Origin of the sequence: Pontibacter amylolyticus (assembly GCF_014638845.1) — a bacterium.
GTDB classification, from domain to species: domain Bacteria; phylum Bacteroidota; class Bacteroidia; order Cytophagales; family Hymenobacteraceae; genus Pontibacter; species Pontibacter amylolyticus.
On record NZ_BMFP01000005.1, the window covers coordinates 282326 to 304563 of the forward strand.

At 53.6% G+C, this 22238-nt stretch carries 19 protein-coding genes and 1 pseudogene; 6 read left to right on the forward strand and 14 right to left on the reverse strand.

What is annotated here, in order from left to right; translation table 11 throughout:
• Positions 1-130: 130 nt before the first annotated feature.
• The 4 genes from IEV97_RS14150 to cmk all read right to left on the reverse strand — a co-directional run bounded on the left by IEV97_RS14150 (position 131) and on the right by cmk (position 3313).
• On the reverse strand, positions 131-952 hold the full coding sequence (locus IEV97_RS14150; protein ID WP_188502133.1) for an alpha/beta fold hydrolase: 822 nt from the start codon (positions 950-952) through the stop codon (positions 131-133).
• A 132-nt stretch (positions 953-1084) separates the two neighbouring features.
• Complete coding sequence (locus IEV97_RS14155) at positions 1085-1627, reverse strand: DUF502 domain-containing protein (RefSeq protein WP_188502134.1); 543 nt, start codon at positions 1625-1627, stop codon at positions 1085-1087.
• 87 nt (positions 1628-1714) lie between these two features.
• On the reverse strand, positions 1715-2599 hold the full coding sequence (locus IEV97_RS14160; RefSeq protein WP_188502135.1) for a 4-hydroxy-3-methylbut-2-enyl diphosphate reductase: 885 nt from the start codon (positions 2597-2599) through the stop codon (positions 1715-1717).
• Between the two features lie 12 nt (positions 2600-2611).
• Complete coding sequence (gene cmk, locus IEV97_RS14165) at positions 2612-3313, reverse strand: (d)CMP kinase (RefSeq protein WP_188502136.1); 702 nt, start codon at positions 3311-3313, stop codon at positions 2612-2614.
• Between the two features lie 259 nt (positions 3314-3572).
• On the opposite strand from cmk, the gene ade reads away from it, so the two are divergent.
• A complete protein-coding gene (gene ade, locus IEV97_RS14170; protein ID WP_188502137.1) occupies positions 3573-5207 on the forward strand; it encodes an adenine deaminase in 1635 nt (544 codons plus the stop codon).
• Positions 5208-5258: 51 nt separating this feature from the next.
• On the forward strand, positions 5259-6104 hold the full coding sequence (locus IEV97_RS14175; protein WP_188502138.1) for a sulfite exporter TauE/SafE family protein: 846 nt from the start codon (positions 5259-5261) through the stop codon (positions 6102-6104).
• A gap of 184 nt (positions 6105-6288) precedes the next feature.
• On the opposite strand, the gene IEV97_RS14180 is transcribed toward IEV97_RS14175, so the two are convergent.
• Entirely contained in the window at positions 6289-6726 is a 438-nt protein-coding gene (locus IEV97_RS14180; protein WP_188502139.1) for a response regulator, read from the reverse strand.
• Positions 6727-6896: 170 nt separating this feature from the next.
• A pseudogene (locus IEV97_RS14185) lies at positions 6897-7880 on the reverse strand (PLP-dependent cysteine synthase family protein); the annotation flags it as partial.
• A 224-nt stretch (positions 7881-8104) separates the two neighbouring features.
• Between IEV97_RS14185 and sucD the strand changes: the two are divergent.
• A complete protein-coding gene (gene sucD / locus IEV97_RS14190; protein ID WP_188502141.1) occupies positions 8105-8998 on the forward strand; it encodes a succinate--CoA ligase subunit alpha in 894 nt (297 codons plus the stop codon).
• A 198-nt stretch (positions 8999-9196) separates the two neighbouring features.
• Here the strand turns inward: sucD and IEV97_RS14195 are convergent, their stop codons facing one another.
• Together IEV97_RS14195 and IEV97_RS14200 are read right to left on the reverse strand one after the other, a co-directional pair.
• Complete coding sequence (locus IEV97_RS14195) at positions 9197-10174, reverse strand: Gfo/Idh/MocA family protein (RefSeq protein ID WP_188502142.1); 978 nt, start codon at positions 10172-10174, stop codon at positions 9197-9199.
• A gap of 69 nt (positions 10175-10243) precedes the next feature.
• A complete protein-coding gene (locus tag IEV97_RS14200) occupies positions 10244-11185 on the reverse strand; it encodes a hydrogen peroxide-inducible genes activator (protein WP_188502143.1) in 942 nt (313 codons plus the stop codon).
• Between the two features lie 194 nt (positions 11186-11379).
• On the opposite strand from IEV97_RS14200, the gene IEV97_RS14205 reads away from it, so the two are divergent.
• Entirely contained in the window at positions 11380-11853 is a 474-nt protein-coding gene (locus IEV97_RS14205; protein ID WP_188502144.1) for a Dps family protein, read from the forward strand.
• 99 nt (positions 11854-11952) lie between these two features.
• Here the strand turns inward: IEV97_RS14205 and rny are convergent, their stop codons facing one another.
• The 6 genes from rny to IEV97_RS14235 all read right to left on the reverse strand — a co-directional run bounded on the left by rny (position 11953) and on the right by IEV97_RS14235 (position 19230).
• Positions 11953-13518, reverse strand: coding sequence for a ribonuclease Y (gene rny, locus IEV97_RS14210; protein ID WP_188502145.1), 1566 nt, complete (start codon positions 13516-13518; stop codon positions 11953-11955).
• A gap of 117 nt (positions 13519-13635) precedes the next feature.
• Positions 13636-13920: a cell division protein ZapA gene (locus tag IEV97_RS14215; protein WP_076671813.1), complete on the reverse strand. Its 285-nt coding sequence runs from the start codon at positions 13918-13920 to the stop codon at positions 13636-13638.
• 90 nt (positions 13921-14010) lie between these two features.
• Positions 14011-14307, reverse strand: coding sequence for a hypothetical protein (locus tag IEV97_RS14220; protein ID WP_188502146.1), 297 nt, complete (start codon positions 14305-14307; stop codon positions 14011-14013).
• 2 nt (positions 14308-14309) lie between these two features.
• Positions 14310-16727, reverse strand: coding sequence for a phenylalanine--tRNA ligase subunit beta (gene pheT, locus IEV97_RS14225; RefSeq protein ID WP_188502147.1), 2418 nt, complete (start codon positions 16725-16727; stop codon positions 14310-14312).
• Between the two features lie 208 nt (positions 16728-16935).
• Complete coding sequence (locus IEV97_RS14230; protein WP_188502148.1) at positions 16936-17568, reverse strand: DUF1684 domain-containing protein; 633 nt, start codon at positions 17566-17568, stop codon at positions 16936-16938.
• Positions 17569-17607: 39 nt separating this feature from the next.
• The gene (locus IEV97_RS14235) at positions 17608-19230 is read right to left on the reverse strand and encodes a glycerol-3-phosphate dehydrogenase/oxidase (protein WP_229733952.1); all 1623 of its coding nucleotides are present in this window, start codon (positions 19228-19230) and stop codon (positions 17608-17610) included.
• Between the two features lie 155 nt (positions 19231-19385).
• Here IEV97_RS14235 and IEV97_RS14240 point away from each other — a divergent pair, with 155 nt between their 5' ends.
• Together IEV97_RS14240 and IEV97_RS14245 are read left to right on the forward strand one after the other, a co-directional pair.
• Positions 19386-20330 (forward strand): polysaccharide deacetylase family protein, encoded by a 945-nt coding sequence (locus IEV97_RS14240; RefSeq protein ID WP_188502330.1) that lies wholly within the window; start codon positions 19386-19388, stop codon positions 20328-20330.
• A gap of 35 nt (positions 20331-20365) precedes the next feature.
• The gene (locus IEV97_RS14245) at positions 20366-22228 is read left to right on the forward strand and encodes a pyruvate kinase (RefSeq protein ID WP_188502149.1); all 1863 of its coding nucleotides are present in this window, start codon (positions 20366-20368) and stop codon (positions 22226-22228) included.
• Positions 22229-22238 lie beyond the last annotated feature (10 nt).

The following is a 22238-nucleotide window of genomic DNA, read 5'->3' on the forward strand; positions in this document are numbered from 1 at the left end:
GGCTATGAAACAACAAAGGTTGCTACACCTGGAACAGCCGCCGCTACGCCAGTCACAAACTGGCCGCATGTGAAACTACATTTGCACTGATGCTAAACTTGCGGACACTCCTGATTTATAGGTATAAGGCTTAACTACCTGGAGGAAAAGTCTGCATCCTCTTGCGGTGCAGCAACTCCGCTACTTCCTGCAGCAAGTGCGAGTGCCCCGCTTTTAGCACCACCAACTCTCCTTTGCGCAAGGCTTTAATAAAAACACTCACCCGCTTGGGAGAGATGATCTGGTCGAACTCGCCGAGAAACATCGTGACCGGCACTTGCTTGTGGTTGAGGAGGCGCACGATCTCCCGGATGTCGAAGTTGAGTTCGCGGAAGCCGATCCAGCTGCGGTATACCCTCAGCCGTTTCTCGGTGCTGTCCATTTGAAAACGGGCGAAACGCACGAGGCTTTTGTGAATCATGTTATACCTGTTGAGCACGTTGAGCAGTCTGAAGAAAGGCTCTGGTTTGAGCACCGTGCGTTTGAAGAGTTGTTGCAGCCAGCCCGGGTAAGTGGCGATGTTGTACCAGAAGCTGGTCTTGATGCCGTCCGGCGCGATCAGGAAAAGTTCGTCGATGCGCTCGGGGAAGCGCTCTACCAGCGTGAGGGCAAACTTGCCGCCCATGCTGAAGCCCATCAGCGAGAAATGGTCAATCTTCTCCTTTAACAGAAACAAGCCGATCAGCTCCTGCAGAAAATCTTTGTCGAGTGGCATGTTCTCTTTGTGCAAGGTGCTTTGGGCGTGAAAAAACAGATCGAAGGCATAGATGGTATAGTCGCCGCCCAGCGCGTGGCCCATGGGCTCGTAATAAGCGCTGCTCTGCCCATACCCATGAAAGGCCAGCAAGGGCTGTGTGCCCTGTCCCAGCACCCTGTAGTGCAGCTTCGTACCGTTATGAATAATGTATGGCATCCTGGCGCAACGTATTCTCCTCTCTACTTATTCGGCATGCATACAAATAAGATGCAGGAAAGAGCTTTAAATTTTTGAGATTGTCTAGCTGAAAATGATTCTCCAGAAGGCAACAGGTATAGCTGCGTGGCTTTACAGCTTCGATACACCGCCCGACACAATGAATTTCATCACGTCACTGCTTGGCAGGTCCAGGTATACCACGTTTTGTTTAGGCACCACAAAGAGCTCGCCCGAGAAGTTGTAAGAGTGCGGGAAATACACGGCTACGCGGTCTTCCACGTTCACAGAGCTGAAAGTGTCCTGTGTCACAAAACCGAACTTCAGGTTCTCTGAGTCCTCCGACATCTTCACCATCACCGGCTTGTTAAACTTCTGGTTGTCGCCTACAAAGGCATCGAACAAGTCCTTGATACTGGAGTAGACGATGCCCACCAGCGGCACCTTGTTGAACCAGCGCCCCGTGATCACAATGAAGGGCTTTACGAAGAAGGACGAGCTGATAAAACCGATCAGGGTAAGCAAGATGAACATCAATCCTATACCTAAGCCAGGTATACCCAAGTCAAACAGACTGTTCAGCCAATCGATGATCGCCACCACAATCCACACGGTGATGGTAAAAGGAGCCACAATCAGGAGTCCGTTCAAGAAATAGCGTAAGATGCGTGTCATGCTGGTTGATACATAAAAAAATAGGCCTTGCCAATGCAAAGCCTAAATGTAGCTAAAAAGCCACTATTTTGTAGTATAGTGTTATACCTATACTGTTTCCAGGTCAAATTTTTTGATGCTGTCGGCCACTTGTTGCATCAGCCACATGGGTGTGGAAGTGGCACCGCATATACCTACGCTCCCGGCATTGGCAAACCACTCCTTCTCCAGTTCCTCTTCGTTCTCCACAAAGTAACTGTTCGGGTTGTGCTGTTTGCACACGCTGTAGAGCGCCTTTCCGTTCGAGCTCTTCTTGCCGCTTACAAAAATGATCACATCGTGCTCCGTGGAGAATCTGGTCAGCTGCGGTTCGCGGTTCGACACCTGACGGCAGATGCTGTCATTGGCATTGAAGGCGGTGCTGTCCTGGTTGGCCTGTTGGATGCGCTCTTCGATCAACGACTTGATGTGGTAGAATCCTTTGGTGCTTTTGGTGGTCTGACTGAAAAGGGTCACCGGACGTGAAAAATCGATCTTGTCCAGATCTTCCTCCGTGGTCACGATAATCGCCTCGTCACCTGTCTGGCCTGCCAGTCCGATCACTTCGGCATGGCCTACCTGACCGTAAATCACGATCTGGCCGCCTTTGGTTTTGTCAGCGTCAAAAGCGTGCTTCACGCGGTTCTGGAGCTTAAGCACCACCGGGCAGGAAGCGTCTATCAGTTCGATGTTATTCTCTAAGGCTGTCTTGTAAGTTTCCGGGGGCTCGCCGTGCGCTCTGATCAGCACCTTCGTGTTGCGCAACTCTTTGAGCTGCTCCCGGTCGATGATGCGAAGTCCCTTTTGATACAGGCGCTTCACCTCCATGCTGTTGTGCACGATATCGCCCAGACAATAGAGCTCTTCGCAGTTCTCCATCTCATCTTCCGCCATCTGTATGGCGAATTCGACGCCGAAGCAATAACCGGAATTTTTGTCTATCGTTACGTTCATGTCTACTTTCCTCTATTCCTGTAAGGCATAGTCACCGTTGAAGATACGGGAAGTTACCTTGTTTAGTACAAACTCTACCTGCTCGTCAATGGTCATATGCGAGGTGTCCAGCAGAAAAGCGTCGTCGGCACGGCGCAGCGGACTCTCGGCTCTGGTCGAGTCGATCAGGTCGCGCTTCTGCAGGTTCGCCCTGATCTCGTCAAGGTTGATCAGCTGTTTTTTGGCCAGCAACTCATCCTGGCGTCGGCGGGCGCGGGTGTCCACGTCGGCCGTCATAAAGATCTTCACCTCCGCATCCGGAAAAACAGCGGTTCCGATGTCGCGACCGTCCATCACCACGCCGCGTTTCCGGCCCATCTTCTGCTGCTGGGCCACCATGGCGCGGCGCACTTCCTTTACCACGCTCACCTCGCTCACCTGGTTGGAGATGTACATCTTGCGGATCTCGTCTTCCACGTTCAGCCCATTGAGGAATACTTCGTTTCTTTTGGCCTTTGGGTTATAATGAAACGTGATGTCTATATTATCCAAAGCGTCTTTGACCTCTTTGGGGTTGGTAAGGCTGACGTGATGTTCGAGAAAATAAAGCGTAACCGCCCGGTACATTGCACCGGTATCGATGTAAGCGTAGCCCAGTTCGGCAGCCACCAGTTTGGCCGTTGTACTTTTACCGCACGAGGAGTAGCCATCTATGGCGATTACAATTTTTTTCATGGTAAGCTGTCAGGAGTTAGTTCGAATCGCAAGGGCAGGGCACATTGCCTTTCTTGCTCTTTTTCATGTAGGAGGCCGTCTTTTTCTGTTGCGGTGTTTTGGTTGTGCAGCTCGCCAATGGGCCAGTTGCCAAAATTCCCGCCAGTAGCATGTATGAAATTATCTTTCTCAAAACGACTAAATTTAACGCAAATATAAGGTAATTTACGGGTTCAATCCCCATCAGCGGGCATTTTAAATCAACAAGACAGTCCTATCCATGCATAGCTCCTATACCGTCAGCGGACGCATCATAAACCTGCACCAGCAAGAGATTTTTGAGGGAACGGTCCATGTGTCAAACGGCCGCATTTCTAAAATAGTTCGTGAGGCCACCTCCTCTTCCGGTTATATTTTGCCGGGCTTTGTGGATGCCCACGTGCACGTGGAAAGCTCCATGCTGGTACCCTCCGAATTTGCCCGCCTGGCTGTGCCGCACGGCACGGTGGCCACGGTATCGGACCCGCACGAGATTGGCAATGTGCTGGGTATAAAAGGCGTGGAGTACATGATTGAGAACGGGAAAAAAGTACCCTTTAAGTTCTATTTTGGGGCTCCCTCCTGCGTGCCGGCCACTCCTTTCGAAACAGCCGGTGCTGAGATAACGGCAGCCGACATCGAAACCCTCTTCCAGCGCGATGAGATCAAGTACCTGGCCGAGATGATGAACTGGCCCGGCGTACTGCACCGCGACCCGGAGGTGATGGAGAAAATAGAGCTGGCCAAAAGGTATGGCAAGGCCGTGGATGGGCACGCCCCCGGTTTGCGCGGCGAGCAGGCGGCCCTGTACGCCTCCGCGGGCATCACCACCGACCACGAGTGCTTCACAGCAGAGGAGGCGCTCGACAAGCTGGCCGTGGGCATGAAGATCCTGATCCGGGAAGGCAGCGCCGCCAAGAATTTTGAAGCGCTTATACCTTTGCTCGCAAGTCATCCTAATCACATCATGTTCTGCTCCGACGACAAGCACCCCGACAACCTGGTGGAAGGGCACCTGAATCTGCTCGTGAAGCGGGCGCTCGCCAAGGGCCACGACCTGTTCCATGTATTGCGCGCCGCCTGCCTCAACCCAGTCGAGCATTACAAGCTGGAAGTAGGCCTGCTCCGCGAAGGCGAACCGGCTGACTTTATTGTGGTGAACAACCTGGATGACTTTGCGGTAGAAGCGACTTACATCAATGGCGAGTTGGTAGCCGAAAATGGAAAGTCTAAGATCGCCTTCACGCCAAGCGAGGCCATCAACAACTTCAACACCGAACCGAAAACACCGGCACAGTTCCGCCTGCCAGCCGACAGTGCCAGCAAGATCCGTGTGATCGAGGCATTTGACGGGCAACTGATCACGCACCAGGTATGGGCTGAGCCAAAGATTAAGGAAGGGAATATCGAATCGGATGTGGCGCAGGATGTGCTCAAGATCACTGTCGTGAACAGGTATGCGAATGCCGAGCCGGCTGTGGCCTTCATCAAGAATGTAGGTATACAGCGCGGTGCCATCGCCTCTTCGGTTGGCCACGACTCGCACAACATCATTGCCGTGGGGGTGGACGACGAGAGTATTTCCCGCGCCGTGAACCTGATCATCAGTGCCAAAGGCGGTGTGGCCGCCGTAGACGGCGACCAAGAGCAACTGCTGCCGCTACCGGTAGCGGGCATTATGTCAGCGGCCGATGGGTATGAAGTGGCCCAGGCCTACTCCGCCATCGACCGCATGAGCAAGGAGATGGGCAGCAAACTGGCCTCCCCTTTCATGACGCTCTCATTTATGGCACTGCTCGTTATACCTTCGCTCAAGCTCAGCGACAAAGGATTGTTTAACGGTGATGACTTTAAATTCGTACCTGTAGCTGAATAGTGTACCTTGCACAAAAAAGGTATAACACCACAGCCCCGCGGGGCTTAGCAAATGGAGGAATTTATCATTTTTGTTGTGGGTGCACTCGTGAGCGGGTTTGGCACCATCATCGGTTTCGGGGGAGGCGTGTTCATGGTGCCGATCCTGATCATCTTCTTCGGCTACAACATCGAGATCGCCATCGGTGCGACCATGTCGGCGTTGGTGCCGGCCTCCATTATTGCCTCCGTCTTCAACCTCCGCGACCGCAGCATCGATTACCTGGTGGGCTCGCTTATACAATTTCCGGCGGTGGCTGGCACTGTACTGGGAGCCTTTCTGGTCGCTTTTCTGCCCGTTACGGAGTTGCAGGTGATCTTTGCGCTCTTTGTGCTGACGGTGGGATTCTTTATGGTGAAACCTCAGGAGAAAGAAAAAATCCAGCGGCATTCCGGTATGATGTACCGCATCCGGCGGGTGCCTACTTCGTTTATCCGGAAAAACAGGGCAAAGCACATTGCCTATCGCCTGAACGGGGGCCTGGTGTCAGTTTTTGGTTTTGCTTCAGGCATAATAGCGGGACTGTTCGGCATAGGCGGCGGCTTTCTGCAGACTCCTATGATGATCAAGCTGTTTCGCATACCGCCACAGATCGCCACCTCTACCTCGCTTTTCATATTGGTGATTACCAGCTTTACCGGGTTTATCAGCCACTACCTGCTTGGCAACGTGATCTGGAGCCGTAGCCTTCCGCTCATGGCCGCCTTTGCCATCGGGGCAATCGGTGGTAACATGCTCAAAAAACGGCAGGGCAAAATGCAGGACATCGAAAAGCTGATCGGGATTGGTTTGCTGCTGGCCGGCGCGGGCGTCATCCTCAACCTGCTGATCAAATCCAATTTCGGCTTCTCGTTCTAGGTATAGCGCAAACTAAACATTCAGTAGCCTATACCTGATCCACTTCACGGGCTTCTCAGGTAGCGTAACGACCTCACTGCGGGCAACCCGTATACCTGGCCTTTATCTCGCATAAAATGAAGCGAGCCGATGTGCCGCTCTTATTTGAGTCAGCGCATCGGCTCGTCATTATACTTTCAGTTTTTTAAACCTCCTGACTGGCGGAGCTAAAATGCTTGTTGATCAGGTTCTTTACTTTTTCTGCCGTGAGGGGCTTGGTAAGATACTCGGCCGAATACTTCTGGGCAGCGTCCGTATCCTGTGGATGCGTGGAAGTAGTCAGTACGGCCAGCACTATATTTTTCCGAAACTCGGGGTTTAGCCGCTCGTACAGGTCCAGCATTTCGAATCCATCCATCACCGGCATGCTGATATCCAGGAAAATCAGCTCCGGCTGAAAATAGTTTTCATCCGTCTGTTCGTAGTTGTTGTTACTGACATTGTACAAGTAGTCGAACGCCTGTTTGCCGTTCACAAACGTGCGTATATTGTCTGTCACCTGCATTCGCTCAAGCAAACGCTGGTTCAGGAAATTTGTAGTGTCATCGTCGTCAATAAGAAGAACGCCTGATATTTTTTTCATAGCTAAACCATCCCCGGCCTGTATCTACGCAAGCCGTATATTTCAAGCTAACGTTTTTAAAATTAGTTGTCTTGCCTTAAACCCTAGGTATTTACCGCATCACAAGGTACACAAGTTGGATACTCCAAACAAATTAATAGGCATCCAATTTAATGATCTAAGGCTGTTTAGTCGATGTAGCCCTGCGCGCGCATCCACTCGTCGTTGTAGATCTTGCCCAGGTAACGGGTACCATGGTCTGGCAGCAACACTACCATAACATCCTGCTCCGTCAGGTTGTTTTCGCGGGCGTATTCTAAAGCTCCATATACGGCCGTTCCGCTTGACCAGCCGACAAACAATCCTTCTTCTTTGGCCAGACGGCGCGTCATCACAGCTCCGTCTTTGTCAGTCACTTTCAGGAAGGTGTCAATCACATCGAAATCCACGTTCTTGGGCAGGATGTCCTCGCCTATACCTTCGGTGGCGTAAGAGTAGATCTCATTCTCGTCGAAAATACCGGTTTCCTTGTATTTCTTGAAAACGGAACCGTACGTATCTATACCTACCGTGATCAGCTCCGGTTTACGCTCTTTGAGGTAGCGCGAAATGCCGGTGACCGTGCCGCCAGTGCCCACGCCAGTGACGAAGTGCGTGATCTTGCCCGCGGACTGCTCCCAGATCTCCGGGCCGGTGCTTTCGTAGTGCGCTCTCCAGTTAGATAGGTTGTCATACTGGTTCGGGTAGAAAGAGTTTGGTATCTCTTCGTTCAGGCGCTTAGCCACTGAGTAGTACGAATCCGGATGATCGGGTGCCACGTTGGTCGGGCACACACGCACCTCGGCGCCAACGGCACGCAGGATGTCCATTTTCTCCTTGCTCTGCTTGTCGGCCAGCGTGAAAATGCACTTATAGCCTTTGGCGATGGCAGCCAGGGCCAGTCCCATACCAGTATTGCCGGATGTGCCTTCTATGATCGTGCCGCCCGGCTTCAGGATGCCCGCTTTCTCGGCGTCTTCAATCATTCTGATCGCCATGCGGTCCTTCACGGAGTTGCCCGGGTTCATGTACTCTACCTTGGCCAGTATGGTCGCTTTCACGCCGTCGGTTACGTTGTTGAGCTTTACTAAGGGGGTGTTACCGATTGCCTCGGTTATATGATTCAGGTATGTCATCTGAGTGCTTTTTTGAGATACGGGTGCAAAGGTACGTAATAAAAATTATACTTAACAGGTATAGCGACCTGCCCTCTGTATAACAGCAGGTATACCTGTTCCCGTTCCGCCGGGCTGTTTTAGCGGCTATATTAGCGTTAACTATTTTTTGGAAGCGCCGCAAAAAAGCCTATTTTTGCACTACCTTATTTTAGACCATCATTCATCAACTTAATAAGATACACATGAGTGTTTTAGTAAATAAAAATTCGAAAGTGATCGTACAGGGCTTCACAGGCTCCGAAGGTTCTTTCCACGCCTCTCAGATGATCGAGTACGGCACCAACGTAGTGGGTGGTGTTACGCCAGGCAAAGGTGGCAACAATCACCTGGACCTGCCGGTTTTCAACACAGTGGAAGAAGCTGTGAAGAAGACGGGAGCAGATGTTTCCATCATTTTCGTGCCACCGGCTTTCGCTGCCGACGCGATCATGGAAGCTGCCGACGCGGGCATCAAAGTAATCGTTGCGATCACAGAAGGCATTCCTGTGAAGGACATGGTGATGGCCAAAAACTACCTGAAAGGCAAAGACGTGACCCTGATCGGTCCGAACTGCCCAGGTGTGATCACGCCAGGCGAGGCGAAAGTAGGCATCATGCCAGGCTTCGTGTTCAAGCCAGGCCGTATCGGTATTGTGTCTAAGTCTGGCACGCTGACCTACGAGGCTGCTGACCAGATCGTGAAGGCTGGCCTGGGTATCTCTACGGCTATCGGTATCGGTGGTGACCCGATCATCGGAACGCCTACCAAAGACGCGGTACAGCTGCTGATGGAAGACCCTGAAACAGACGCGATCGTGATGATCGGTGAGATCGGTGGTAACTACGAGGCCATGGCTGCCCAGTACATCAGCGAAACTGGCAACAAGAAGCCGGTAGTTGGTTTCATCGCAGGCCAAACGGCCCCTGCCGGACGCCGCATGGGCCACGCCGGTGCGATCGTGGGTGGTGCTGACGACACGGCTGCTGCTAAAATGAAGATTATGCGCGAGAACGGCATCCACGTAGTAGACTCTCCAGCTGAGATCGGCGCCACCATGCTAGAGGTGCTGCAGAAAGCCGGCATGATCAACGCTTAATTTGATTTCTTATACCTGTTTTTCAGGTATAAACATAAAAAGGGGCTGCTTCTGATGAGGCAGCCTCTTTTGTTTTCTAGATTGCTTGCAGCATGACCTCGCGGTGTCTGCACGACCCGCGAGTGTCTTGGTGGCTTTGCAACAGCAATTACCAGACACTCGCAGGACCTTCGGGTGCTGCGAGGTCGTTTCAAAAACCTACTTCCTCCCCACAATCTGATCCATCACCCAAGAAGTACGCGCAGCTGAAACGCCTGTGCCGGGGCATTTGCTTTTTCCGGTCAGCTCCTCTACAATAGTTTGGATAAAAGGCTGCTGCACATGGGCTGGCGGGGGAAGCAAAAACTCCTCTGTACCTGCTGCGGTTTCTAACACGGTAGGTTTTCTGGCAAAAGTCGGGAAGGTGATGCGGCCAGCGCTGCCCACTATCTCGATACTATCCTCCTGTTGCTGTTCGGCTACGCTGAAGCACCACACGCCGCTGCCCAACACGCCACTCTCAAATCTGAACTGCGCCGTTACCAGATCTTCCACCTCATACAACCCAGCCTGGTTAGTTACTTGTCCGGACGCCGACGCGATTGGCCCAAGTATATAATCAAGTATGTCGAGTTGGTGGGGAGCCAGGTCGTGGAACAGGCCGCCACCAGAAATCTCAGGTTGCACGCGCCAGGGAAGGTTATTTGTATACAGCTGTGGCTGCAGCGGCTGGTATAATTTGATAGTTACAAAGCGTAAATCTCCCAATAGCTTTTGCTCCAGTAGCTCCTTTACCTTATTAAAAGCAGGATGGCTCCTGCGGTAATAAGCTACAAACAACGGCACATTTGCCTGCTCACAGGCGGCAATCATCTCCTGGCACTGCGCATTGTTCAGGGCCATCGGCTTCTCCACATACACGGGCTTGCCGGCAGCAGCTACCTGCAAAGTATAAGCAGCATGCGAGTCCGGGGGTGTAGCGATATACACAGCATCTACTTCGGGGTCGTGGATTAGGGCTTTGGCATTATCATACCACTTGGATACGCCGTGGCGCTCCGCGTAATCCTTTGCCTTGGCTCCATTGCGGCGCATCACGGCCACCAGCTCAGAGTTCTCTATCTTACTGAAGGCCGGACCGCTCTTTACTTCGGTTACGTTTCCGCAACCAATTATTCCCCACCGTACTTTCTGCATAGTTCTATGTTTATATAGGCTCCAGACACTCACAGGAGCTGCACACACTGCGAGGTCTTTTCTACCCTTTTACTTTATTCCCACCACCTGTTCTTTTTTGCGATTTCGAATGGGGGCAGGTACAGCCGCCACAATTTCCTGTTGCAGCGCCTCAATCAGTTTCTTTTTGAGGAAGCTGCGGTGCACTACAAGACTTACCTCCCGCTGCGGTTGCGGTTCTTGAAAGCTATGCACCAGCGCTTTCTTCTCCTTGGGCATATCCAGCACCGATAATTCCGGCAGTAAGGTAAGTCCTCGCTGGGTTTCGACGAGGCGCTTGAGGGTTTCCAGCGATCCGCTCTTGTAGTCGAAGTGTCCGGATGGTGTTGCGCCGGCTCCCCCCCTGTTGCAGATGTTGAGCACCTGGCTCCGGAAACAGTGTCCCTCGTTGAGCACCCACAGCTCGTCCAGGTCGAGCTGCTCCGGGCTGATGGCCTTGCTACTGGCCAGCGGGTGCGCCGGGTTGATATAGGCCACAAAAGCCTCGTAAAAAAGCGGCAGTTCTTTGATAGATTTGTCGTCGAGGGGTGTTACCAGCAAGCCAACATCCAGCAGCTCATAGTTGAGTTTCTGCACGATTTCCTCCGTCAGCAACTCCTGCACCACCAGCCGCACGTCCGGGTACTTCTCCATAAAGTTCGTCACAAACAGCGGAATCAGGTAGGGCGCTAGAGTTGGTATAATGCCCACGCGCAGCTCGCCGCTCAGTTCCTGCTTTTGGTTCTGCACGATCTCTTTGATCTTCTTCGACTCTGCCACTACCAGGCGGGCCTGTGCAATCACTTCCTTTCCAATCTCGGTGGGGCGCACAGGCACTCTGCTTCGGTCGAACAGCTGCACCCCCAGCTCCTCTTCCAGCTTTTGAAGCTGCATGCTCAGGGTGGGCTGCGTCACAAAACAGTGGTCTGCCGCCGTGGCAAAATGACGGTGTGTGTCCACCGCCAATAAATATTCTAATTGTACCAGTGTCATGGCTTTAAACGTATAGAAAGGGGGCACTTTGCACTAACAGATTACTCACTTCATCCGAAAAAGCCTGCTTAGCCTCCACCCTGCTAAGTTATAGACTATTACTATACCTACATCAATTTAATTGATTTGATTGATAACTTAATTAGGGCTATATTTGTATATACAAACAACGAACATAAAACACTGGAAAGACTATGAATAAGCTGACGAACATTGGATTAGAAAAACAAGATTCCGTAGAGATTGCCGACAAGCTGAACGAGCTGCTGGCCAACTATCACATTTATTACCAGAACCTGCGCGGGTTCCACTGGAACATCAAGGGTATACACTTCTTTCAGCTGCATGCCAAGTACGAGGAGCTTTATAACAGCGCCCTTGCCCGCATCGATGCCTTGGCTGAGCGTATCCTGACCATCGGCCAGAAGCCGCTGCATTCCTTCTCAGACTACCTGCGCGTGTCGAGCATACAGGAAGCAACGAGCCTGAGCGGCGACCGCGAGACGGTAGAGGCCACGCACCAGAACCTGTCTGTGATTGTGAGCCTGGAGCGTGATATTCTGGCGCTGGCCGCCGAACGCGAGGACGAGGGAACGGTAGCGCTGGTAAGTGAGGACATCAACGAAAATGAAAAGACGCTTTGGATGCTGAAGGCCTTCCTGAGCTAAGAACAGTGCGAGTGACGATTGGTTTAGTTTAATGCAAAAGCCGCCTGCTACAATTGTAACAGGCGGCTTTTTGTATACTCCAGGTATAGCGGATATACCTTATTTGGCGTAGCTAATGGCGCGCATTTCGCGGATCACCGTGATCTTGATCTGGCCCGGGTACTGCATTTCCTTTTCGATCTTCTGAGAGATGTCGAACGAAAGCTGTGCTGCCTTTTCGTCGCTCACGTTGTCGGCGTCTACCATGATACGGAGCTCACGACCAGCCTGGATGGCGTAGCACTGATTCACGCCGTCAAAAGATACGGCAGCTGCTTCCAGATCCTTCAGACGCTTGATGTACGACTCCATGATCTCGCGGCGGGCACCTGGTCTTGAACCAGAAATGGCGTCGCAAGCCTGAATCAGCGGAGAAATCATCGCCGTCATCTCAATCTCGTCGTGGTGAGCGCCAATGGCGTTGCAGATATCCGGATGCTCCTTGTATTTCTTGGCCAGCTCCATACCGATGATCGCGTGCGGCAATTCCGGCTCGTCCGGCGTTACTTTACCGATGTCGTGCAACAGACCGGCACGTTTGGCGTGTTTCACGTTCAGGCCAAGTTCGGCCGCCATGGTGGCGCACAGGTTGGCTACTTCGCGTGAGTGCTGCAGCAGGTTCTGACCGTAAGACGAACGGAAGCGCATGCGGCCTACCATCTTGATCAGTTCCGGGTGCAGACCGTGTATACCTAAGTCGATGGCGGTACGCTCACCGATTTCCACAATTTCCTCTTCGATGTTTTTGCGGGTTTTGCCAACCACTTCCTCAATGCGGGCTGGGTGAATACGACCGTCGGCCACCAGGCGGTGCAGCGACAGACGGGCAATTTCGCGGCGAACCGGGTCGAAACCAGAGATAATGATCGCCTCCGGGGTATCGTCCACGATGATCTCCACACCTGTAGCAGCTTCGAGGGCGCGGATGTTACGGCCTTCACGACCGATGATCTTGCCTTTGATGTCGTCGCTTTCGATGTTGAAGACAGACACACAGTTTTCGATGGCGTGTTCTGCAGCGGTACGCTGGATGGTCTCCACCACGATCTTCTTGGCTTCCTTGGTAGCGGTCAGCTTGGCTTGCGCCACGATGTCCTTCACGTAAGAAGACGCATGCGACGTGGCTTCGCTCTTCAGGGCTTCCACCATCTGCTCACGCGCCTCGGCGGCAGTCAGGCCGGCAATTTTCTCGAGCTGGGCCACAACTTCGCTGTGCTGCTGCTCTACGTCTTCTTTGCGTTTTTTGAGCACTTCCAGCTGGTGATCGAGGGCTTCCTTCTCCTTGTCGAGTTCAGCTTCGCGGCGCTTGGTTTGCTCCATTTGCTTGGCCACATGCTGCTCACGCTGCTTTACCTTGTTCTCGTTCTGGATGATGATGTTCTTCTTCTTGTTCGACTCTTCTTCGAACTCAGACTTCAGCTTCAGGAATTTCTCCTTGGCCTCCAGCATGCGGTCTTTCTTGATGCTCTCGGCGTTGATCTCAGCTTCGCGGATGATGGATTTCGCCTTTTGGCGGGCGGCTTCTTCCTGCTGCTTGTATACCTTTTGCAGCAGTACGCGCCCAATGTACACGCCGACTCCGAGCGCGACAATGGCGGTGATTAGAATGATTAAAATATCGGACATACTATACGCTTTTATGGTTTATAAAAACAATAGCAGTGCCTGCAGCAGGACAGTGAGGTGGTTAAAGAAACCACACCGTAGTTAAAGAGGCCGCTTGGGAAGCCGCCTCGGAATACTTTACTTATTTGTTGATAAGAGCTCGTCAAGCACGCTTAGTTGCGCGCCCACTTTGTCCAGGTGGTTGTTTTTGTCATCCTCCAGCTTCAGCTTGTCTACCATGGTTTCAAAAGCCACCATAGCCAGCAAGTCCTGCTTGTCCTGTATGCCAAACTGGTCTTTGAAGAAGCGCAAACGCTCGTTCAAAAGTTTACCGACCACCCGAAGCCTTTCTTCTTCCTCTTCCTTCACCCGCATCGGATACTCGCGTTCTGCGATGCGAATCTTAATAGCTAATTCACCCATCCGTTGCGTTTTTATGGTATAGGGCTACTTCGTTTCTTTGCTTCCTGACAATGGCCTGCCGTATGTCCGGCTCCAGCTCACTGCCTCCCGCTAGTCACGCAAGTAGGCGATACACTTATCAATTTCCCTTATATATTCGTTTAACTTCAGCTTTAACTCTGTCGAATTTGCAGTGTTTCCTGCTATCGCATCTACAATCTTAACAATATTCTCTTGATTTTGAAAATTTTTTATTTGCTGTTCCCGCTCTTGCAGCTGCGACTCCAGCATTTTAATTTCCTCCTGAGCGGCGACAAGCTTCTGTTGCGCCTCGGCATGCCGGTTTAGGAGCTGGCGTACCTTGCTCTCAATCGACTGAAGCTGTTGCAGTTGTTTTTCCTTTGGCATAACTATTTGCGGATAATGGCTCCCAGCTGTTTCTCAAATTGCTGCATCAGGCGGTTCATCACGCCGTCGATCACTTTGTCGGTCAAAGTTTGCTGGCGGTCCAGCAACGTAAAGCTCAGGGCATAGGCTTTCTTGCCTGCTTCTATCTTGTCGCCTTCGTACACGTCGAACACGTTCACGCCTTGCAGGAGCTTGCGCTCGGTGCGCAGGGCCACTTGCTTCAGCTGCTCAAAGGTCAGGCTCTTGTCCACCACCAGCGACAGGTCACGGCGTACTTCCGGGAACTTCGGAAGCTCCTCGGCCACCAGTTTGTCTTTATACTTCTTGGTCAGGTAGTCCCAGTTGAGTTCGGCATACCATACCTGCTCTTTCACGTCCATGGCTTTGGTCACGGCCGTGTCCAGCAAACCCACCTGCGCGATGACGGTGCCGTTCTTCACGTAGGCGATGCCCTGGCGCATGTAACGGCTTTGCTCAATGGCCTGCACTTCGTAATCGGCGGCGTTGAGTTTCTGCAGCACGTTCTGCACCACACTGGCCAGATCGTGGAAAGCTGCTTTCTGGGCAGGCTGCTTCCAGCTTTCGGCTGTGGTGTTGCCCACCATGTAAAGGGCCAGTTTGCGGGTTTCCTTGTAGCCGTCCTCCAGTTGCTCGTATACCTTGCCGAGTTCGTATACCTTAAGGTCGCGCTGGCGGCGGTTGATGTTGTAGCGCAGCACTTCCAGACCGGAGAACACCATGCTCTTGCGCAGCACGTCGAGGTCTTCGCTGTTGTAGTTGAGCACCTTCACGAGTCCGGCCATTTCCTCTTCTCCGCCAGCGGCGTAGTAGTTGGAGTTGGTGATGGAGTTGGTGATGATCTCGTGGAAGCCGTTTGCGGAGATATAGTCCAGTATCGTTTTGTTGATATCCTCCGGATAAGGTTTCGGAAAGCTGGCCATGTAAGTAGTCGCCATGTGCTCGCTCACCTCAATGTTGTTGAAACCGTAAATGCGCAGGACCTCCTCCACCAAATCGGCTTCACGGGTTACGTCCACCTTAAACGGCGGTACTGACACGTGTAGCTTCTCTTCTGTTTCACCAGTGATCTCTATTCCTAAGTCTGTCAGGATTTCCTTCATACGCTCGGCGCCAATGTGCTGACCGATTAAGGTATGGGCGCGTTTGATATCCAGTGTGAGTTCCAGGTTTTGAATCGGCTGCGGGTATACGTCCACGATGTCAGAGCTGATCTCGCCGCCGGCCACTTCCTGCACCAGCAATGCGGCACGCTTCAGGGCAGTAATCACCATGTTCGGGTCAGTGCCGCGCTCAAAGCGGAATGATGCGTCAGTTTTGAGGTTGTGTGCCATACCGGTGCGACGCACGTAGTCTGGCGAGAAGTAAGCGCTTTCGATGAAAATGCTCGTTGTCTCCTCGCTCACACCCGACTCTTTGCCACCAAACACCCCGCCAATCGCCATCGGCTCCTCGGCGTTGCAGATCATCAGGTCGTTGGCTTTGAGTTTGCGCTCCACTCCGTCCAGCGTCACAAATGTGCTATCGGCTTCGGCTGTCTTCACGACTATTTTGTTGTCTTTGATTTTATCGGCGTCAAACGCGTGCAGTGGCTGACCCAGCTCGTGCAGCACGTAGTTGGTCACATCCACGATGTTGTTGATCGGGGCCAGGTCGATGGCCCGCAAGCGTTTCTGCAGCCACTCGGGTGAAGGACCCACTTTCACACCGCTCACCGTTACGCCGGCATAGCGTGGACAGGCTTCTGTATTTTCAATCTCCACCTCGATCGGGCAGGAGTTGTTGCTTACTGCGAAACTTTCAACTGAAGGCAAGGTATAGGGCACGCGCAACAACGCTTTCAGGTCACGGGCCACACCGAGGTGCGACGCGGCATCGGCACGGTTTGGCGTCAGGCCGATCTCAAACACCTTGTCGGAGCCCAGACCGAAATATTCGGCGGCTGGCGTACCGTTTGGCAGATCGGTGTCGAGCACCATGATGCCGGCATGCGAGGTGCCCAGGCCAATTTCATCCTCGGCGCAGATCATCCCTTCGGAAGTAGCACCGCGAATCTTCGACTTCTTGATTTTGAACGGCTCTCCGCCTGTTGGGTACAGCGTGCTGTTCACAGTCGCTACCACCACTTTCTGCCCGGCCGCCACGTTTGGTGCGCCGCACACAATGTGGCTTGGCTCGCCCGTACCGATATCGACAGTGGTTACGCTCAGGCGGTCGGCATCCGGATGGCGCTCGCAGGTGAGTACCTCGCCTATCACGATGCCCTCCAGGCCGCCTTTTACCTGGTCGAAGTTGTGGATTGCCTCCACCTCCAGGCCTGCGCCTGTCAGCAAGGCACCTGTTTCTTCAGCGGTATTCTCTATATGAATGAGTTGTTTCAGCCAGTCGAATGAAATCAGCATGGTTTATTTCTGTTGTTCTGTAAGGTATAGCCCCATTTTTAGAAGCTAATTCCCAAAATTAAGGATTATTTTTATCGTATCACGATTTTCGTATCATGTATCACGTAGCATGTAGCACGACTTTTTTTGACAAAGGAGTTTTTGACAAAGGACTAAGGAGTACGTGATACGTGATACGTGCTACCTGATACCTGATACGCTAAAGCCCCTACTCCACCACCGGATGTACTTTGTCGTAGTTTTTCTCGCCGGCCTCCACGGCAACGGTCAGGCGGTTTTCTTTAGGCGGCACAGGGCACACGTAATCGGGGTTGTAGGCGCAGAAGGGACTGTAGGCGCGGTTAAAGTCGAGGGTGGCCGTTTTGGCGCCTTCCTTGAAGGGCACATCAAGGTAGCGGCCGCCGCCATAGGTGTCGAAGCCGTTGGTTTTGTCCGTGAAGGGCACAAACAGCTTTTCCTCTTCCTCCTTCACCTTTTTGTAGAGCGTCAGGCGCTGCGGCTCCCCGTTTAGCTCGAAATTAGCCAAAGAATAGCGCAGGTAGGCCTCCGTGCTGCCGTTGGTCATGGGCATATGCACCGTGTCTTTCGGCTCAATATCCTCCAGTTTTACCTTTACACGATAATTCAGATTAGGCTCGTAATAAACCAGGTTGGTGAACATCCTGCGGTCGGCTTCCTCAAAAGGACTGTTGGTGCGGCTGCGGAACGACAGGTCTTTTTCCTCGCGCTCTTTTTTCAGCGGAATCAGGTAATTGTCGTCGCTTAAAAAAGACTCGCGCACAAAATAGAAGAGCACCAGCGCAATGCCGGCCGTTATGATGAATTTGATGGGTCGTTGCATGAGGTCGGGTAATTTTGCTGCAATTTCGGAAAAATTTCGTCAAAGTGCCCGCAAGGCTGGCTTTTCAGTGGCTTGTGGCAGGTAGTGCCTGGCCAGCATTTCAAAAGCAGCTTCTTGCTCCCGCTGCCATACCTCGTCGCAGTTGAGTTCGCGGGCCAGGACTCCTGCTACCGCAGGCGCCATAGCCAGTGCAGCGCGGGCATCGAGGAACAGCACCCGCAACCGACGGGCCAGCACATCCTCCACCGTCCGGGCCATTTCGTGGCGCACCGCCCATACTACCTGAGCCAGGGTATAGCCAAAGTCAGGGTGCAGCTTTTGGGCCAGCCCCGGTTCAGACTGCAGCAACGCCTGCAAAGCCGCTGCGTCGCTGCCGTAGCGGGCGAGTTCAGTTGGACTGTTAGCCATAGGTATACCTGCCACAGGTATAGCACCATGAATGGGCAGCCTTTCTGTAAGGCAAGGTATAGCAGGCAAGCCCGCCACCCGGATAGCCGCGTTTACGGTGTCCTCAGCCATTTGCCGGTAGGTGGTCCACTTGCCGCCTGTGATGGTGATCAGTCCGGACGGCGCCACCAGCAGTTTGTGACTGCGGGAAATCTCTTTGGTGTTGCCAGTCAGGCTGTCGGGAGCTGCCAGGGGACGCAGGCCTGCAAACACGCTGAGCACATCCTGCCGTGTCGGGGGCTGCTGCAGATAAGCTCCAGCAGTTTGCAGGATAAAGTCAATCTCAGCATCCAGCGCCACGGGCTCCAGACTCAGTTGGTGCAGCGGGGTATCTGTTGTTCCGACCAATACGTGGCCCTGCCAGGGTATCGCAAAGAGCACGCGACCATCCGGTGTTCTCGGAATCATCAGGGCCACATTTCCTGGCAGAAAGGATCTGTCGAGCACCACATGCACGCCCTGGCTTGGCATGACGAGCGGTTTACGTGCAGGCTGGTCAAATTGCAGGATATCGTCCACGTACACGCCCGTGGCGTTCACCACCGCTCTGGCCCGCAAGGAATAGGGTTGTGCGGTTTCGAGGTCCAGCGCCTCCACGCCGTTCACTTTTCCATTGGCGTCCTTTGTCAGGCCAGTCACGCGAACATAATTAAGCACCGTGCCGCCCTGTTCGGCGCAGGTCTGGGCGATGTTCAGAGCCAGGCGGGCGTCGTCGAATTGTCCGTCGTAGTACACGATGCCGCCTTTCAGGTTTTCGGATTTGACATTCGGCATACGCTCCAGCACCGTTTTGCGGCTCCACCAGCCGGTGCGGCCCAGACTATACCTGCCCGCCAGCAGATCGTAGAGCGTGAGGCCGGTGCCATAGAAGAATCGCTGCCACCAGCTGTAGCAAAGGATCACGAAAGGCTGCACCGACACCACATGCGGCGCGTTGCGCAGCAGAATTCCCCGCTCCCGAAGTGCCTCGAACACCAGACGGATGTTGCCCTGTGCCAGGTAGCGTACCCCGCCGTGCACCAGCTTGGTACTACGACTCGAGGTGCCTTTGGCAAAATCGGACTGTTCGAGCAGAAGCGTCTTGTACCCGCGTGAGGCGGCGTCCAGCGCAGTACCCAACCCGGTAGAGCCGCCGCCAATCACGAGCACATCCCACTCAGGCACTTCGGAAAGCTGGCGCAGCATGGTCTGGCGGGTAAACGGAATGACTGCCATAGGCGGTTTCAGGTATAGGTTATGCAGTTTCTGATTGGCTTGGGAACGATAGCTTAAGGTAACGTTTTTTGCTGACAAATTCAGTTGCTTTTTCTTTCAGTGAATGGGAAGGCAGCTAAAAAATGGCTATCATTATAGCGTTTACCAATACGACCATGAAATACCCTTACTCCCTTTTTCGCACAAGTTTTTTCACACTTTTATCCGCTTTTCTTCTCTGCTTTTCGTCCTGTGTGCGGGAAGGCAAAACCGTTGAAACGCAATCACCAGTAGAGGCGGCTATACCTGTTGCTTCCGCAAATACCGACGCCGCTATACCTGCCCCCGACAGCCTGAGTTTGCAGGCCGCTATACCTGCCGGGCCGGTTCAGCCCGCAGCAGTGGTAGCCAATTCCGTAGCCGATGCCGAAACCATCATCGCCCGCAAACAGGTGCCTATTTTGTGCTACCACCAGGTGCGCGACTGGCGGGAAAAAGACTCCAAACAGGCCAAGGATTACATTATACCGGAGGAGCGCTTCAAAGATCACATCAAAATGCTGGCCGACAGTGGTTACCAGACCGTGCTGCCCGACCAGTTGCTGGCCTACCTGACAACCGGTGCTCCGCTTCCCGAAAAACCCGTGATGCTCACGTTCGACGACACCAGCCTGGGGCAGTACACGGTGGCCGCACCTGAACTGGAAAAGTATGGTTTCAAAGGCGTGTTCTTCATCATGACCGTATCGCTGGGCCGGCCCAATTACATGACCAAAGCACAGGTAAAGGAGCTTTCGGATAAGGGGCATGCTATTGGCTCGCACACCTGGGACCACCAGAACGTGAAGAAATACCAGGGGCAGGACTGGGTGACGCAGGTAGAAAAACCCTCACGGCAACTGGCTGAGATTACGGGCAAGCCAACTGAATACTTCGCTTACCCGTTCGGGCTCTGGAACCCCGAGGCTATACCTGAACTGAAACAGCGCGGCATGGTGGCGGCTTTCCAATTGGCTGATAAGCGCGACCCACAGGACCCGCTGCACAGCATTCGCCGTATTATAGCGAGTGGCTACTGGAGCTCCAATTCGTTGCACAGAGCCATGGTGAACAGCTTTTAAATAACTTAGCCCTGTTACTTATACCCTCTAACACCATGCAAACAGACGATAAACACCTTCGCGATATGATTTCGCAGCTGGACGTGCTGCAACACGATGCCCTTGAACTGGAAAAGAAGTTTGCGAGCGCCATCAAAAGCGTGCACCCCTCTTTCCGCACGAGCGCCCGGAACCTGCTGCACTACCTGTCGCTGCGGCAACACGATATACGGCAGCTGCAGGAAGGCCTGGCGCGTTTGGGCCTGTCCTCGCTGGGTCGCTCCGAAGGGCATGTACTGGCTAGTCTGCAGGCCGTGCACCACATGCTCTGCCAATTGCTCGATTGCGCGCCCACCAAAAAACCTATACCTGTTTCGCATGCCGAGAGCGTCGAGCTGCTCGAAAAGCACACGAGCGAACTGTTGGGCGCCCGGCCTTCCAAACGCAGCACCCGCATCATGGTCACTTTCTCCACTGAGCTGGCCCAGGACTACGAACTGGTGAAGCGCATGCTGCTGGCAGGCATGGATTGTGCCCGCATCAACTGCGCCCACGACGACGAGGAGGTATGGGAAACGATGGTGCAATCCATCCGAAAGGCCGAAAAGGAGACGGGCCAGAGCTGTAAGATCCTGATGGACCTGATGGGACCCAAGCTGCGCACAGGCCCGCTCAAACCCGGCCCCGCCCTGCTGCCCATCCGCCCGATTCAGAACGAGCTGGGGCAGCTCGTGTCGCCTGCCAAGGTATGGCTCGCACCTGCCGGTGTGGAGAGCGAGGTGCCCACAGACGCCAGCCTGCCCGTAGACGAGGCCTGGGTAGCCCAGCTGCAACAGGGCGATAAGCTCAGGTTCAAGGACACGCGCGGCCGCAAGCGTTCCTTCACCGTGATGCAGCGCAAGGAAAAAGGCGTCATCGCTCACCTGTTCAAAACCTCTTACATCGGTACGGGCACTGAACTCACCATCAATAAAAAGAGCGCCCTGGAGCGTAGCACCAAGGTGGGAGAATTGCCTGCCAGCGTGGCGCCCATCTACCTGCGCAAAGACGATTTGCTCATACTCACCAAAGACGAAGCACCCGGTGAGCCTGCTCTCTACGATGCCGAGGGGCATATTGTAAAACCTGCGCGTATTGCCTGCACCTTGCCGGAGGTATTCGGCCGGGTGAAGACAGGACAGCCGATCCTGTTTGACGATGGCAAAATAGCGGGCGTGATCCTGAATGTGAGCGAAGATAACCTGCTCGTGAAAATTACCGAAGCCAAAGAGTCAGGAAGCCGCCTGCTGCACGACAAGGGCATCAACCTCCCCGAAAGTGATCTGCAGCTGAACGGGCTCTCGGAGCAGGATAGTCAGCACCTCGCGTTCGTGGTAAAACATGCTGACATTGTAAGTCTTTCGTTCGTGAACCACCCTGAGATGATCGAGGCGCTGCACAAGGAACTGAAGCGCCTGAAAGCGCCGCCCCGCCTGGGCATCATCCTCAAAATTGAGACGAAGGAAGGTTTCCGCCACCTGCCTCACTTGCTCCTGACGGTCATGAAAAACCACCCGGTGGGCGTGATGATCGCCCGTGGCGACCTGGCCGTGGAGTGCGGCTGGCAGCGCCTGGCCGAAGTGCAGGAGGAGATCCTGTGGATAACAGAGGCGGCGCACATCCCGGTGGTGTGGGCCACGCAGGTACTTGAGTCGCTTGCTAAGAAAGGGCGTCCGTCGAGGGCCGAGATCACGGATGCCGCCATGTCGCAGCGGGCCGACTGCGTGATGCTCAACAAGGGGCCGTTTGTGCTGCGGGCCGTGGAGTTGCTCGACGACATTCTGCAGCGCATGCAGGAGCACCAGCACAAGAAAACATCCATGCTCCGCCCACTGCACGTATCGGAACTGGCAATGCCCATCAGCGGCGCCGACATCTAGACCGTGACAG